The organism is Mesomycoplasma ovipneumoniae SC01 (assembly GCF_000218525.1).
Taxonomy (GTDB): Bacteria; Bacillota_I; Bacilli_A; order Mycoplasmatales; family Metamycoplasmataceae; genus Mesomycoplasma; species Mesomycoplasma ovipneumoniae_A.
In genome coordinates this window covers 1-16,342 of the sequence record NZ_AFHO01000029.1, presented here as the reverse complement: position 1 = coordinate 16,342, position 16,342 = coordinate 1, and the positions used below count along the sequence as shown (strand labels likewise).

Below are 16,342 nucleotides of genomic sequence, written 5' to 3'. Positions count from 1 at the left end.
TTTGTTGCATTTGAAAATTTAAAAAAGCTAACACTTTGGGTGTTAGCTTTCTCCTAAACTCGGACAAAAAAGCCAACACCTTTAGTGTTAATTTTTTTTGTCCTGGTTTATTTTGGACACTTTTTTAACTTTTTTGGCAAACTCAAGAAAAATAACTATCAAAGCAAAAACACTAAATTTTAAATCTAACACTCGTGAAATAAAAATCTACCTATTAATCAAACTAAAAAAGCTAAAATTTTAGCGTAAAAAGCAAAATTATGAAATTTTTAAACTGCTTTTTTAGTTTAAAATACTGACAAAAATCATAAAAAAATACAACTACTATTTAAACTCAATGTAAATAGAAAACTCATTTTTACTTACATTGAGCCTAAAAAAATATATGAAGTTTTGAAAGAACAATAACCAACAGCCATAAATTTGTAGATTTCTAAATGGGTAAATTTAAGGCATTCCATCATATTTAAAAACATAATGGATAATTCGCACTATCAAAGTACATTAGACAAATAATATCAATAATTCCTCCCTAATTCAATATCAAAATTTATTAATTCATTCTTAGTGAGGACTATTATAACATAATTTTTTATTAGACCAAGCATTTTTTTTTTTTTTTTGCAAAAGGTTAATTTCAAAATAATAAAAATTAAGATTTTAGCACTAAAAAACACCGATTTACGGGTATTTTTGCATATTTATATTCAATAAAAAGTGAATTTTTGTCATCAAACTGGAAAACTCAGGAATATATTAACTTAGATTTAGCACTTAAAAAAATCGCCAAATGGCGATTTTAAAAATATCTGTATGTTCATCTATATTTTTAATTCAGGAAAAGACGACTAGATTTTTATCTAATTGTCTTTTCTATGAAAGTATTTTTTATTTACTTCATCTTCAAATTTCTTTATTAAGTTTTGATGGTTTTTTAAAAACCATTTTTTGTGATTTTCAATATATTCTTTTCTAATACTAGAATCATTTAAATCGTTAGGCACTCTTTTAATTCTTTCATCTTCACTATCAAAACCTGTAAAATCTTCTTCTAATCTTTCCTTGCACATTTGGACATACTCTTCATTAATTTCTATACCTATACCTCGTCTATTAGTTTGCTGGCAAACTCTAAGCATTGTTCCACTACCAACAAATGGGTCAAGTACAGTATCATTTTCATTCGATGATGCTAAAATCATTCTTTCATATAAGCCTTCTGGTTTTTGTGTGGGATGTTTTTTTCTATTCTTATTACAATAATGCATATGAGAAAATTGCCATACATTTCCCGGATTTGAACCCCTCATATTATTTATTGAACGGTAAAATTTTTGTGGAACTCTTATATCATCTAAGTTAAAGGTAAATTTACTTTTATGCTTGGTAAACATTAGTATATCATCGTGTCTAGGAGAAAACCCTTTTGTCTTCCCTATTCCTTGTGTATAAAACCAAGTTATCCAAGAATTAAAATGCATATTCAATTCTTTTTCAAGTATGCTATAGATATATGATATATATCTCATACCCATAAAAATATATATAGTTCCATCATCTTTTAGCACTCTTTTTGCTTCGGTAAGCCACTGTCTTGAAAATTCTAAATACTCTTCAAATTCCAAATTATCTTTATTATTTCCATAATCTTTATTCAAATTGTATGGCGGATCTGTGACAATTAAATTAATACTTTTAGATTCAATTTTTTTAAGTTCTTCAATTGCATTTCCACAAATTATTTTTAAAGTTTTATCCATTTATTTTTAATTGCCTCTCTATAGAAATCTTCAAACGTTCTTCTGCTACTATGTAAATATTTTTTATCTAATAATTGACACATTTCCCAAGTAGTTCTTCTTTTAAAACTAACACAATGAATATCTTTTATTTGTATTTGACCGGTGCCTAGAGCTGGATTATAGCTAATGTCATTATCTCCTATAAATTTTAAGTCATACGCATTAAAGTCAACAACTTCCATAATGCCATCCATCAATTGTGTTCGTTCATTTCTTTCTGAATAAACTTTATGCTTAATCGACAATACTATAAACATATAATCAGGGTCAACTACATAAGCTGTCCTAATCCTAGAAAAAGAAGTAATATTAGGACCTTTTCCACCATCAACAATATCATTTGCAGTGGCCTTTACATCAATATTTCCTGTAAGAACTTTAACATTATCTTTTTTAAACTCAAGTATAATATCTGCCATTCCTAATCTTTCTTGTGCTTCTACATTTATTAAATTATATTTATTATTTTGAACATTTTTAATGCCGGAAAAAACCTCAACTGCCCAAGCTTCGATCATAGGACCTGCAATCTTGTTTATATTTTCTAATGGTAGTCCTAATTTTAAATTTGTATTTATTATAATCTTATCATCGCCAGAATTTTTTCGTTCTTGTAATATATTTATTATTTGTTCAATAACAAATTTTGAATCTTTTTCATATTCCTTAGACTCTATAGGTATTTTAAATTCTAAATCTTCATATCTCATAATTGTTTTTCCTCCATTTTAAATAATATTAATAACATCTTCAATCTTACAATTTAATTCTTCACATATCCTTTCAATATTTCTAAGCGATATATATTCCCGAGTTTCCTAGTTTCATAAGCTAATTTTAAAAAAGTATCCGGTTTTAGGCACTTTTTTAGCTTTTTTGGCAAACTCCGAAAAATAACTATCAAAGCAAAAACACTAAATTTTAAATCTAAACACCACGAAAGAAAATCTACTTATTAATCAAATAAAGCAAACTAAAAAAGCTAAAATTTTAACTTAAAAACCAAAATTATAAAATATTTAAACTACCTTTTTTAGTTAAAACACTAACAAAAATCATAAAAAAATACAACTACTATTTAAACTCAATGTAAATAGAAAACTCGTTTTTACTTACATTGAGCCTAAAAAAATATATGAAGTTTTGAAAGAACAATAATTAAAAGCCTTAATTTATAGATTTCTAAACAGTTAAATTTAAGGCATACCATCATATTTAAAAATATAATGGAAAATTCGCACTATCTAATTTTATTAGACAAAAAACATAACTAATTCCTCCCTAATTCAATATCAAAATTTATTAATTTATTCTTAGTGAGACTTATTATAACATAATTTTATTTCAGACCAAACATTTTTTTTTTTTTTTTAGATAAACATTTTTGTAATAAGACTTGTTTTTAAATTTTTAAAATATTCAGCTTTTTGTTCATAAGCAACAATTAGTGAGTCAAAAGTTTCAAAAAGTTGCCAAATTTTTTCTTGTTCAATAGTGTCAGCAACTTTTATAAAATATTTTTCAATTTCATTAAGCCGAAAAATATGTCTAACAGATTTATTTGTACTTTTTAGCATCAATTTTTTAAAAATCTCGGTCTTAAATCAAATTAAAAAATAATCAGAATTATAGTCTTTTTTGAGCCTAAAAACTTCATACATCGGACTAATTAATCCAGGCATAGAATTTTTATATAAAGCAAGAGAGCCAACTTGAATTCTTGATGGATTAAATGCAAAAGAATTTTTTGTTATTATTTGTGAGTTGTCTTTATTTGCAAAAATTGCTTTTCCACCTTTTTTAAAAAGTTGTTTTTGACTTACAAATCCAAGTTTATTTGAAACTGAATAACTTATAAGCTTTAAATTATTTGAATTTTTGTTTTTATAAGTTTGAAAAAGATCGCTAATTTGCTCAGTTTTTCAGGGTTGACTAAAGCCTTTAAATCTAATTAAAGGAAAATCTGAACTTAGATCAGTAAACATTTTTTTAGTTAAATTATTTTTAAGATCTTTTAAAAGGTGGATTTTTTCTTCAAGTTTGTTTACTAGGTTTTCAAAAGTCTCAAAAAGTTGGGAAATTTTTAGCTGCTCGCTAACATCAAGGGTGAATTTTAGCTCAATTTGAGCCATATCAATAATTTTTAGAGAAGGAATAATGCCATTTGTGACATTTTTTTTGGTTTTAAGTCCAATTGCAATGGCAAAAAATTCGTTTTCAGGATATTTTTTTGAAGTTAATATTCCACAAGAACCTGTTGCAAAAAATTTTCCTTTTCGGAAATTAACAGTTCCAGCATTTACACCGGCGGTAGTCCAGGTTATTACATTTTCAGCCAAAAACTCGTTATAATAGCCTAAAATCCCTTGATTTTCTGTTTGTGATGAATAAACCGGGTAGATGTAGCTCTCTCTCTCTCTCTCTCTCTCTCTCTCTACAGGTCTAGATTTTATTTGGTTTTTGGTTAGTGATTGGCCTCGGGAAATCTCGAATAAATTTTTAACTTGATCACTAATTCAAACTGAATTGAAATTTTTGAATTTAACTAGTGGCATATTTGGCTTTTTATACATTAATTAATCCTTTAAATATTCTAAATTATAATAAAAAATCCACCTTTAAATAGTAAAAGTTGGTTTTTTTATATTTAAAAATTTTTATTAGTTTAAATTATGATGAAGATGATTTAACACTTATTTCACGCAAGGCAAATTTACCTTTTGATGCTTCTTTTTGTTTTGGATCTTTAGTTTTTTCTTGATAGAAATTAATTAGCTCTTGTTTAATTTGTTCTGAATCGACAACAATTCTACTAAAAGGATAGGCGTTATTTACTGCTTCAACAAAAGCTTTGAGTTGTTCTTTGGCATCTTCGCTTGGAGATCCGCTTATATTAAATACAACGTTTTGCTGATTTTGACCAGTTTGATTACGAAAATAAATTCGCCCAGAAGGATTATCATAACGCTCAGAAATTCCACTTAGTTTATCGGTATATTTGGAGCCTTCAAAATCTGAAACATTAGCTGAAAAACTTAGGCTTGAATTAGTATCAGAACCAGAATTACTATCAGCGGCAAAATAAATGTCAGTAAATCTTAGCTTTTTAAAGCCTTCATAGTCTTGAGATGCAAATTTATCTTCTTTTCAATTTTTAATGTTATCATTAAAAATTTGATCAATTTCGTCAAATTTAAGGTTTTTAATTGTTTTAATATTTGTTTCAGAAAAATCTAGTTTTGGAGGATAGCCGCCTTTACCACCGTGCCGACCTTGGAATGGGCGTTGGTAAATTTTTGAACCAAAAGCTAATTTTAAACCTTCAGTGATTTTAGCTTCATCATCTCCTTTATCTCAACGGAGTGTGTCAAATAAAATTGATCCTGGAATTTGCTCATCAGGTGTGTTTTTGTGAAAATCAGCGGCATTATTATAATCAAAACTAATAAAATCAACATCAGCAACGGCATTTGGATTAATCGCTCAGTTATCATCAATTGCTTTTTGATTAGAATAGAGTTCTAATTCTTTAAGTTTTTTGCCTCGAAGTGCGTGTAGGCCATTTATTGCTTTTTGTTCATCTAAAAATAAAGTTAGTTTTTGGACATTATTTGGTAAAGCTTGCAAAATTTTATCAATATTTTGGTCTTTATTTTTTGTTCCAACATTTTTAAGAACAACAGCATCAATTTTATTGCCAACATTTGATTTTAGAAATTCCTGGAATTTTTCAAAAGCATTTTTATCATTTGCATCAATTGAAACGGCAATAATTTGGGACTTGAAAGCTTTATGTTTATTTTGAGCATTTTGAGTGTATTGGTAAACTTTTATTGATCTAGAACCTGAACCAGCAACTTTGTCAATTTCGCTTTTTCATTCACTATTAGAAGAAATATCGGCTTTGTCTCAACCTTCATAGTTTTGATTAGCAATTCCCTGTGGATTACGTTGAACTCAACCTTCATTACTTAAAAGGCGACTTTGATTTCGCTGACGATAAAGTCCATTTTTACCTGTAACTGGATTGTCATCAGGATTTACAAAAACTCAACCGTGATGATCATTAACATCAACAGTCATTCCGCGGGCAATTCATGTGTATTCAACATCAGAGAATTGCGGACCTTCTATTTCTTGTTGTTTTAAAAATTTTAAGTAATTATCTTCTCTTGTTTTGTAATTATTTGCTACCCAAATTTGGTATCTTAGACTTTCTTCAAATAGTTTTCTTTCATGTTCTCCACCATTAGGGTAATAACGCTTAAATTCATGTTTTAACTGGCGCTCTAGTTCGGCAATTTCAGCTTGCCGTGAAGCAATATTTGCTTCAGTTCTTCTTCTTGAAGCAGCAAGACCTAAACGCCAGTTGGCTTTTGCCTGCTCAATTGCTCCGGCTGGAACATTAACTGGTTGAGATTGTCTTGGCGAAGTTTGGACTCTTTGAGTGGTAGTTGCTGTGCTTTGAACTGGGGAACTAGCGGTTCTTGAAACACTTGGAGCTGGAATTGGGATGGTTGATTCGATTCGAGTAATTGGTCTACGTGTTATTGTTGGAGTAGGCTCAGGTTTAGGGGTGGCAATAGCAATTTTTTTTACTTGTTTTGGAGTTTCAACTTTTGGCGGGATTTTTTCAACTTTTTGCGGTTGGGTTTCTGGAGCGGGCGATTCAATTTTTTTAGGTTCTGGTTTTTTGACTGGTATATATTCAGAATTTGTAACTGGTGAATTAAAAGCGGTGTCATTTGGTATATTTTTAAGAATTATTGATGGTGCTTGCGGTGAATAGGCAACCAAAGAAGATTCTCAACTAAAATTATTTATTACATCATTTAATGCAAAAGAAATACCAACAGCAATAGCGCTTGCTGCCGCTCCTATTAAATATTTTTTGCGCTTTGAGACATAAAAAACTTGCATTTCAACCTCCCTAAAACAAAAAAACAAAATTAGGTAAATTTTTGAATTTAAATTTTAGCTAATTTTGTTTTTAAGATACTTTTAGAAATTATTATAAATGATTTTTTAAAAAAAACAAACTTTTTCCAATAAAAAATTTTTAAGGATTTTTAGGATGTTTTAGTTTCAGCAGGTAATCCTTCAAGTGACCCGCTAAGTTGGCAAACCCAGGAAAAAATAACTATCAAAGCAAAAACACTAAATTTTAAATCTAAGCATCACGAAAGAAAAATCTACTTATTAATCAAATAAAGCAAACTAAAAAGCTAGAATTTTAACTTAAAAAGCAAAATTATGAAATATTTAAACTACTTTTTTAGTTTAAAACAATGACAAAATCAATTTATGGATAAAATAACAAAAATCATAAAAAAATACAACTACTATTTAAACTCAATGCAAATAGAAAACTCGTTTTTATTTGCAGCGAGCCTAAAAAATATATGAAGTTTTGAAAGAACAATAACCAAAAGCCCTAAATTTATAGATTTCTAAACGGTTAAATTTAAGGCATTGCATCATATTTAAAAATATGACGGAGAATTCGAATTTTCTGATTTTTTTATGGCAAAAACATAACTAATTCCCCCTTAATTCAATATTAAAATTTATTAATTTATTCTTTGTGATGTTTATTATACCATAATTTTATTTTAGCCCAAACATTTTTTTTTTTTTTTTTTTTCAAGGGGTTGGTTTTAAAATGATAAAAATTAAGATTTTAGGTAAAAAACACGGATTTACGGCTATTTTTCATATTTATATTCGCTAAAAAGTGAATTTTTGCCATCAAACTGTCAAACTCAGGAATATTCTAAATTATAATAAAAAATCCGCCTTTAAATAGTAAAAGCTGGATTTTTTTATATTTAAAAATTTTTAGGAATTTTTAGGATGTTTTAGTTTCAACAGGCAATCCTTCAACTGAGCCACCAAGTTGTGAAGCCAAAGAAGAATCAACTTGAATTTTACTAAAAGCATTTGTTCGTTTTGCGGCCTTTAGGAAGTATTCTAAATCAGTTTTGGCAGTTGCAGAAAAAGTTCCGTTAAGAACTAAAGTTGCCCCTTGGACTTGTTTTCCATCTTTGTCTTTAATGTAAATATTTGAAAATTCAACAGGTCCAAAATTGAGTCTTTTTTGGAATTGACCATCAAATTTTGAAATATCAACGGTATAAGTTTTTGAAGAAGAATCACTAGTAGAATCAATTCCAAAAGAAATGTCTCTAAACTTTAGGAAAAAATTAGCTGTTTCTTTAATACCAGTGTCAGTTTCTCATGTTGAAATTTGACGATTAAATTCACCGTTAGCCTCGTCAAATTTAATACCGCTAAAAGTTTTTATGTCAGTTTTAGAAAAATCAAGGTTAGGTGGATAGCCCCCACGGCCACCAAAAACTCCTTGGAATACCCGCTGATTAATTTTGGAACCAAAAGCAATTTTTAGTCCTTCGTTAATTTTGTCAACGCTTCCTACATCTTTTGTTCAACTTAGAGTATCAAAACGAATTGAACCAGGAAGTTTTGCGCCAGGATTATAAAGATTTATACTTGCCTTATCAACAAAGTCTCATTTAATAAAGTCAACATTTTTAAGTCCATTAGGATTAATAGCTCAAGTTCCAGTTTCTTTTTGAGCATTTGAATAAAGTGATAATTCAGTAAGTTTATGATTTTCCAATTTTGAAAGAGCTTCAAGTCCTTTGTTGTCCTCAACAAAAAGACGCAACGAAGTAATTGAGGCAGGAAGTTTAGAAATAATTTGTTCAATTGTTGAGGTGTAGTCACCTTTAACATTTTGAAGCACAACTTCTTTTAAATCATTATGTGATTTTGCCAATGATTGTAAAATGCTATCAAATTTTGATAAAGCAGTTGGATCAGATGAGTCTAAATAAAGCGATTTAAATTGTCTTATACTATTATCTCCTGCGGTATTGCCAGCGTCTTTTTTATATTGGATAAGTCTGATTGACCTAGAACCTTCAGGAATTCCGGCGGTTGAGAGAGCCGAAGTAAAATTTGTATCTTTTACATGTGAACTAGGAACATTTAGTCCACCAGATCAACCTGGGCGAGATAAACTACTTAAAACTGTTGAATCTTGATTTGGCCATGGACTATCATAAGGTGCAATTCCTTTTGCATTATCAGCTTTAATTGCTTTTTTAACAATATTATTTCTAGGTTCCCATCCATCGGTGTCTCTATCGGGAGTATAACCCTTTTCAAGTAGGGAAATTTCTTCTCGGTTTAACTGACCAGCGTCAAAACGGGCTTTACGTTCAGAATGGTACTTTAAATCGTATTTTTGGCGCTCTAGTTCATATTTTTTGTTGCTAATTTGGTAATTGTAACCTTCGTTTCAAGTTTTTAATTTTTCCGGTGTTACTTCTCCACTACGCCAATAAACAGATTTGTCGGCTTGATCTCTTTGTCTTTCTAATTCTTTAATTTCAGCAGTTATTCTTGCAATATTTGAATTAGCGGTATTAACATTAGTTGAAGCACGAAAACTAAGGTTTCGAAGCGCTTGACCTCATCTACCGTTTGTATCAACTTGCTGATATGAAGGCGAAGGAGCAGGAGCAGGCGGGGCAAAAGTAGGAGTTGCAGGCCGGCTTTGAACTGTTGGAGTGGTTACTGTTCGAATTGTTGTAACTCTTTGGACTGGTCTGGGAGTTGGAGGGGCGATAGTGCGAATTGGGGTAACAATTGGCGAGGTTGGTTTTGGTTTTGCTTTTGGTGTTGTCTGGGGGATTGGATTATCAATTTTTTTAACAGTTGGGGGTTGGATAGTTTGAATTGGTTTTTCAACAACTATTTTTGGACCTGGGCTTGGAACAGGAGCCTCAGGTAAGTTTTGCTTTTTAGGCGGATCAATAAATTCAGTATTTGCTACAGGAGAAAAATTATCATCATTTGGTTTGTTTTTTAAAACTGTTGAAGGAGTTGCTGTTGAGTAAGAAATTTCTAAAGGACTAAAAATATTAGCCGAAAAAACACTCGGAATGTAAGTTGCAGCGGCAACCGAAAGTCCTAGTAATGCAACGCTAATTATTTTTTTTCTTTTTGATAAATAAAGTACCATGATATCTCCTTTTGCAAATTACTTTGTTTACTTATTCAAGTTAAATTATAGCATAAATTATAATATAAAATATAAAAATAGGTACTAAAAAATCTTAAAAAAAAATAGACCTAATTTTTTCAGTTTTGTTTTGATAAATATTGGTGAATTTTTTCAACATAATCAGTTTTTTCAAAACTAAGATTAAGATCATCGCGGCCAAAATGTCCATAAACAGCAAGATTTTGGTAAATCGGCTTTGATAATCCAAGTTGACTAACTAAATTAGCAAGCCGAAGATCAAAAACATCTCTAATAATTTGACTAATTTGATCTATGCTAAATTTAGGATTTTTAACATAAGTAATATTAACTAAATCAGGAAATTCAGAGCCAATTTGGTATGAGAGTTGAATTTCAATTTCATCTGCTAAATTAGCGGCAACTAGATTTTTTGCAATATAACGGGCAATATAGGCTCCACTTCGATCAACTTTTGTATAGTCTTTTCCACTAAAGGCTCCACCACCATGGTGAGCTGCATCTCCGTAGGAATCCATAATTATTTTTCGACCAGTAAGACCACTATCACCAATTGGACCTCCGATTGTAAATTCACCAGCTTGATTAATGAAAGTTTTAAAATCAGAGTTTAGATCATAGTCTTTGGCAGTTGGTATCATAATTTTATTTAATACAAAATCACGAAAGCGGTTTTGGTCATAATTTTTTAAATGCTGAATTGACATTAACATTTTAGTTATTTTTGGTTGGTTGTTTTGATCATAAATAACTTCAACTTGAGATTTCATGTCAGCAAGAGCTTCTAAAAACTGACCATTTTTACGGTAAAATTCAGCTTTTTGAACTAAAGAGTGCGCAAGACTTTGGGCAAGAGGCATAAAATTTTTAGTTTCATTAGTGGCAAAACCATAAACAATCGACTGATCGCCAGCGCCAAGACTATTTTGAGAACGGTTTACAAGACTAGAAATTTCCTTTGACTGGTTATTTACATTAGAAATTATTGTAAAATCATTTTCGGTATAGCCAATTTCAAACAAAATTTCCCAAGCAGTTTTGATAAAATCAACATAGCCTTTTGTCGAAATTTCACCACCGATAATAATAAGTCGATTTGAAGCCATCACTTCAATTGCCACCCGCGAATTTTCATCTTGTTCTAAAAGTTTATCAAGAATTGAGTCAGCAATTTGGTCACAAATTTTATCAGGATGACCTTTTCCAACAGATTCGGCGACTGAAATTTTTGATATTTTCATTTTTTTCCTTTAGTTCTAAAATTAATAGCTAAAAACTAGGCACTTTTTTGTTTTGCTTGCAGAAATTCTTCAAAAGAGAGCGATTTTTGGCGTTTTGTTGTTAATTTTCCGTTATTTATTTTGATAATTAAATCGGCCAAAGGTTCCATTTGGGGATCATGAGAAACCATGACAATTGTTGTTTTATATTTTTTATTAATATATTTAAGAATTCTTAAAACAATATTTGTGTTATTTTCATCAAGGGCACCGGTTGGCTCATCGGCAAAAATTATTTTTGCATTTTTAACAAGCGCTCTTAATATTGAAATTCGCTGTTGTTGACCACCGGACATTTGTGATGGAAATTTAAATTTTATATCATCTAGTTCAAATTCAGAAAATAAATCCTGGATGTCTAAAAGTTTTGTTTTATCACCTTGAAGATAAGCACCAACTTGAACATTATCATACCCATTTATATTTCCTAGAAGATTATATGATTGAAAAATAAATGAAACTTTTTGACGACGGAATTTTGTAAGCTCTGAATTTTTAAGATAGGCTAAATTAACCGAGTCAACAATTATATCACCTTCAGTTGCCCTATCAAGACCTGACATTAAATTCAATATTGTTGACTTTCCTGATCCGGATTTACCATTTAAAATAGCAAAATCACCCTCGGCGATACTAAAACTAATATCTGCAAAAACTTTTGTAACAACAGAGCCAAAAAGATAATATTTTGATACGTTTTTAAAATCTATTATCGAACCAGGTAAGTTAGCATCTTGAATTTTACCAACTTTAACTCGTGGAGTATCATTTGCTCAGCGAATTAATTTTAATTGCTTTGCTGATAAATTTTCTGACTCAGTTTCTTTAATTATTTTTAAGGCTTTTGTTTGTCTTTCAACTTTTTTTGCCTTTGAAAAAAAACTTAATGACATATTTACTCCTGTATTGCTAGTTCAACTAGTTTTTATAATATAATTTAATGTAATTTAACTTTTACATTAAAGGCTAAATTATAATACAAAAGTTAAATTTTAAAATATTTTTTAAAATTTAATGCAAAAAAATAACTACTATTGAACTAAAATAAAAAAAAGAATTTTACAAGAGTAAAAAACAAGGCATGCCAGGAATAAAACTAATTTCAATTCTTAATCTGTTCAATTCTTAATCTGGAAGATAATCAAATGTTGTTATATAATACCAGAAAAATTTAAAATTTACTAATAATTTTTTTTCTTTTTTTAATTGTTTTTTAAGGTAAAATTTATTTAATTAAAATAGGAAATAAAAACAAAATGGAGGCAAAAATGGCAGAGGTCTTATATATAAAGTCACATTTAAATCAAAATTCAACTTCTAACAATGTTGCAAAACTTTTTATTGAACATTATAAAGAGCAAAATCCTAATGCAACTATTAGTGAATTTGATCTTAACGATTATAAAGTCGGACAAATTTCCCTAAATTCAGAAAATTTTTCAAGCTTTTGAAAAGAAGTTGATGCTGATTTTTGAATTGAAAAACTAAAACAAGCCAAAAAAGTAATTATTTCATCACCGATAATAAATTGAGGTTATTCAGCCCAAATTAAAAATTTTTTCGATGCAGTTTGTCTTGCTGATCGTACATTTTCTTATAAATATTCAAAAAAAGGTGGAGCAATTGGTCTTCTTGATAATATTGAAAATGTCCAAATTATATTAAGCTCACATTCAAAACAAGAAGAACTACCAAGTCCAAATCCAGCTGAGACAATCATTGGTACTTTTAATTTTCTTGGTGCTAAAAAAATTAATAATCCGCTTATTATTGAACAGTCTTATAAATATAAGGAAAATGGTTTTGATGAGAGTCTCCTAAAGCAAATCAAAGAGACAGCTAAAAGTTTTTAAAAAAAATAAAAATAGGAAAATTATGAATATTCTAGTTTTAAAGTCATCAGTTAATGAAAAAAAAGGATCATATTCTTCGACTCTTTCAGATCTTTTTGTTAATTTTTATCGTGAATTTAATCCTCAAGATCAAATTGAAGTTCTTGATCTAAATAAATTCGATATCGCTAACATTAATTTAACAGAAAAAAATTTTGAAGATGGTAGTTTTTACCAAAATGCACAAGCAGAGTTTTGAATTGATAAATTAAAAAAAGTAGATAAAGTTGTTTTTTCAACTTCAATGACAAATTTTAACTATTCAGCCACAACCAAAAACTTTTTTGATGCAATTACAATCCCAAATGAAACCTTTAGTCTTAACAAAGAAACTGGCGAATATCACGGATTATTAGATAATATCAAAAATGTACAAATTCTTACAGCCCAAGGAGCCCCAATTGGTTGATATCCATTTGGAAATCATACTGCCTTAATTAAACAAATTTTTGAGTTTTTAGGCGCTAAAATTGTCTCAAGCCCTTTTGTTCTTGCGGGAACAAAAGTAGCGCCGGCAAATCAACTATCAATTAGCGATTTTGTTGAACAACATCGCGATGAAATTAAAAAATTAGCGCAAAATTTTTAAAATATAGAAAAACAAGTATAATTTTATAATTGATTTAAAAAAAATTATAAGGACTAACATGAAAAAAAATATCCATCCTGTTCAACACGATTTAGCTCTAACTTGTTCAACTTGTAATTCAGAATTTACTATCAAAACAGTAGTTGATAAATTTACAATTGATATTTGTTCTGGTTGTCATCCTCAGTTTACTGGTGATAGATCACTTAGTCGAACCACCGGAAGAATTGAAAGATTTCGTCGAATGGCGGCAAAAGCGCAAAAAAATCCTACAAAAAAATAGTTAATAATTTTAAATATGATTACAAAATTAAATAAATTACAAGCAAATCTGACTGTTTTGTATACTAATTTGAAAAATTTTCACTGAAACCTACAAGATGTAGATTTTTTAGTTATTCATAAATATACAGACAAATTAGCACAAAAAACAATTGAATTTATTGACCAAGTAGCTGAAAAAATCCGTTCATTAGGACAAGTTGCAATTTCAAGTTTTGATGAAATTAGTCAAAATTCAGATTTAGAAATATTTAATTCAAAAATTTGAACTTCTGATATAGTTCTTGAAAAAATTGGCAAACAAATCAAGCTAATTCTTGAAGTTTGCAAAAATATCCAACAAGACGAGTCAAATTTTGAAATTCAACATTTAATTTTCCCATTAATTGATGAACTTGTTCTTTACTATCATAAAGAACTTTGAATAATTCATGCACAAAAATCAAATAATTAATCTTATTTATGATTCAGAACCGATAAGAATTGATGTTTTAGTTGCTAAATTAACTAATTCTTCACGGGCCATTGCTCAAAATTTAATTTTAAATAAAAAAGTATTAATTGATAATATTGCAACTTCTAAAAAAAATTTACTTGTAAAATCAGGACAATCTATTATGATCATAAATGATTATATAAGTCCACAACCATCATTAAAAGCTGCTAAAATTGATTTTGAAATTATTTTTGAAGATGAAGATATTCTTTTAATCAATAAACCAAAAAATTTGGTGGTTCATCCTGGCGTTGGCAATTGAGACGGAACACTTGTAAATGGAGTTATTAATTTTTTAAAAAATAATCTCAGTGATCTTGATAAAGTTCGACCAGGAATTATCCATCGACTTGATAAAGATACAAGCGGTCTTATTTTAGTAGCTAAAAATGCAAAATCACATTCATATTTTGCCGATCAATTGGCAAAAAGAGAAATTCAAAGATTTTATAAAGCAATAGTAGTAGGAAAAATACCTCATAAATTTATTAAAATAAATTTGCCAATTGCTCGTGATTCTAAAAATCCCTTAAAAAAGGCAGTTAGTTATTTTAATTCCAAACAAGCAATAACTAATGTTGAATTAATTAAGCATTTTGTTTACAAAAACCAAAATTTTAGCCTAATAAAATGCCAACTTGAGACTGGTAGAACTCACCAAATTCGCTTACATCTTGCTCATATAGGTTTTCCAGTTTATGGTGATCCAATTTATGGAACTAAAGTTGATAATTTAGGCCAAAGATTACATGCATACAAATTAATTTTTAGACATATTGACGGAAAAGAACTTGAATTTAGCACTGATCTACCAAAGGAATTTATGATCGCCTTTAATCAAAAAATCTAAAATTTTATTGTTTTAGATTTTTTGATTAAAAAAGAAACAAAGAAAAAAATTTTTCCCGAGTTTCCTAGTTTGATGAGATAATCTTAAAAAAGTGTCGGGTTTTAAACCGGGACAAAAAAAATTAACACTAAAGTAAACCAGGACAAAGAAAGTTAACAATTTAATATTATTTTAACATCATAGCATATTGCTGTGGTGTTTTTCAATTTAAAATCGATTGAATCCTATAATTGTTGTATCAAAATATATAATCTGCCATTATTTTTTTCAGATCTTCTAAAGTTATTTTACTGTAGTCTAACTCGTTTAAGCATTCACTTTTTATAATTGAAAATTAGTATTCAGTAAACTCGGACAAAAAAAGCCAACACCTTAGTGTTAATTTTTTTGTCCTGGTTTATTTTTAGGCACTTTTTTTACTTAAAAAGCAAAATTATAAAATTTTTAAACTACTTTTTTAGTTCAAAACACTGACAAAAATCATAAAAAATACAACTACTATTTAAACTCAATGCAAATAGAAAACTCGTTTTTATTTGCATTGGGCCTAAAAAAAATATATGAAGTTTTGAAAGAACAATAATTAAAAGCCATAAATTTGTAGATTTCTAAACGGTCAAATTTAAGGCATTGCATTATATTTAAAAACATAATGGAAAATTCGCATTTTCTAATTTTTTTATGGTAAAAACATAACTAATTCCTCCCTAATTCAATATCAAAATTTATTAATTCATTCTTAGTGAGGATTATTATAACATAATTTTTTCTTAGACCAAGCATTTTTTTTTTTTTTTTTTTACAAAAGGTTAATTTTAAAATAATAAAATTAAGGTTTTACGGTCAAAAAACATGGATTTACCGGTATTTTTTCATATTTATATTCACTAAAAAGTGAATTTTTGCCATCAAACTGGGAAACTCAGAAAAAAAGAAACAAAGAAAAAAATTTATAGCAAAAATTTACTATATAATAAGAGTATATAGTAAATTCCTAAATCGAAGATAAAAATGCAACGTATAGTATAATAATATTATAGTTGCATTTTTTTATTTTTGGAGTATCATGGAAAAAAGAAA

Annotated in this window: 13 protein-coding genes and 1 pseudogene; 5 read left to right on the top strand and 9 right to left on the bottom strand. The window is 28.7% G+C overall.

The window, feature by feature from the left end; all coding sequences use genetic code 4:
- Positions 1–860: 860 nt before the first annotated feature.
- The 8 genes from MOSC01_RS0103885 to MOSC01_RS0103850 all read right to left on the bottom strand — a co-directional run bounded on the left by MOSC01_RS0103885 (position 861) and on the right by MOSC01_RS0103850 (position 12,046).
- A complete protein-coding gene (locus MOSC01_RS0103885; RefSeq protein WP_029513126.1) occupies positions 861–1,760 on the bottom strand; it encodes a DNA-methyltransferase in 900 nt (299 codons plus the stop codon).
- Positions 1,745–2,512 carry a hypothetical protein gene (locus MOSC01_RS0103880; RefSeq protein ID WP_010321481.1) on the bottom strand — a complete coding sequence of 256 codons (768 nt, stop codon included), beginning with the start codon at positions 2,510–2,512 and terminating at the stop codon, positions 1,745–1,747. Before MOSC01_RS0103880 ends, MOSC01_RS0103885 begins: the two co-directional genes overlap by 16 nt.
- An 18-nt stretch (positions 2,513–2,530) precedes the next feature.
- Positions 2,531–2,581 (bottom strand): hypothetical protein, encoded by a 51-nt coding sequence (locus MOSC01_RS05020; RefSeq protein ID WP_415926554.1) that lies wholly within the window; start codon positions 2,579–2,581, stop codon positions 2,531–2,533.
- 591 nt (positions 2,582–3,172) lie between these two features.
- A complete protein-coding gene (locus tag MOSC01_RS04940) occupies positions 3,173–4,375 on the bottom strand; it encodes a restriction endonuclease subunit S (RefSeq protein ID WP_010321480.1) in 1,203 nt (400 codons plus the stop codon).
- A 97-nt stretch (positions 4,376–4,472) separates the two neighbouring features.
- Positions 4,473–6,722: a putative immunoglobulin-blocking virulence protein gene (locus tag MOSC01_RS0103870; RefSeq protein ID WP_010321479.1), complete on the bottom strand. Its 2,250-nt coding sequence runs from the start codon at positions 6,720–6,722 to the stop codon at positions 4,473–4,475.
- A 928-nt stretch (positions 6,723–7,650) separates the two neighbouring features.
- Positions 7,651–9,852: a putative immunoglobulin-blocking virulence protein gene (locus MOSC01_RS0103860; RefSeq protein WP_010321478.1), complete on the bottom strand. Its 2,202-nt coding sequence runs from the start codon at positions 9,850–9,852 to the stop codon at positions 7,651–7,653.
- Between the two features lie 110 nt (positions 9,853–9,962).
- Positions 9,963–11,114 carry a methionine adenosyltransferase gene (gene metK / locus MOSC01_RS0103855; RefSeq protein WP_010321477.1) on the bottom strand — a complete coding sequence of 384 codons (1,152 nt, stop codon included), beginning with the start codon at positions 11,112–11,114 and terminating at the stop codon, positions 9,963–9,965.
- A gap of 35 nt (positions 11,115–11,149) precedes the next feature.
- Positions 11,150–12,046 (bottom strand): ABC transporter ATP-binding protein, encoded by an 897-nt coding sequence (locus MOSC01_RS0103850; RefSeq protein ID WP_010321476.1) that lies wholly within the window; start codon positions 12,044–12,046, stop codon positions 11,150–11,152.
- A gap of 375 nt (positions 12,047–12,421) precedes the next feature.
- On the opposite strand from MOSC01_RS0103850, the gene MOSC01_RS0103845 reads away from it, so the two are divergent.
- Genes MOSC01_RS0103845 through MOSC01_RS0103825 form a run of 5 tightly spaced genes read left to right on the top strand, consistent with a single transcriptional unit; the run spans position 12,422 to position 15,262 of the window.
- Entirely contained in the window at positions 12,422–13,006 is a 585-nt protein-coding gene (locus MOSC01_RS0103845; protein WP_029513124.1) for an FMN-dependent NADH-azoreductase, read from the top strand.
- 22 nt (positions 13,007–13,028) lie between these two features.
- Positions 13,029–13,634, top strand: a complete 606-nt coding sequence (locus tag MOSC01_RS0103840; protein WP_010321474.1) for an FMN-dependent NADH-azoreductase — start codon at positions 13,029–13,031, stop codon at positions 13,632–13,634.
- A 58-nt stretch (positions 13,635–13,692) separates the two neighbouring features.
- Entirely contained in the window at positions 13,693–13,917 is a 225-nt protein-coding gene (rpmE, locus tag MOSC01_RS0103835) for a 50S ribosomal protein L31 (RefSeq protein WP_010321473.1), read from the top strand.
- Positions 13,918–13,932: 15 nt separating this feature from the next.
- Complete coding sequence (locus MOSC01_RS0103830; protein WP_010321472.1) at positions 13,933–14,370, top strand: Dps family protein; 438 nt, start codon at positions 13,933–13,935, stop codon at positions 14,368–14,370.
- Positions 14,348–15,262, top strand: a complete 915-nt coding sequence (locus tag MOSC01_RS0103825) for an RluA family pseudouridine synthase (protein ID WP_010321471.1) — start codon at positions 14,348–14,350, stop codon at positions 15,260–15,262. The genes MOSC01_RS0103830 and MOSC01_RS0103825 overlap by 23 nt, the downstream gene beginning before the upstream one ends.
- 166 nt (positions 15,263–15,428) lie before the next feature.
- Here MOSC01_RS0103825 and MOSC01_RS04935 read toward each other — a convergent pair.
- Positions 15,429–15,596, bottom strand: a pseudogene (locus tag MOSC01_RS04935) (IS3 family transposase); the annotation flags it as partial.
- Positions 15,597–16,342 lie beyond the last annotated feature (746 nt).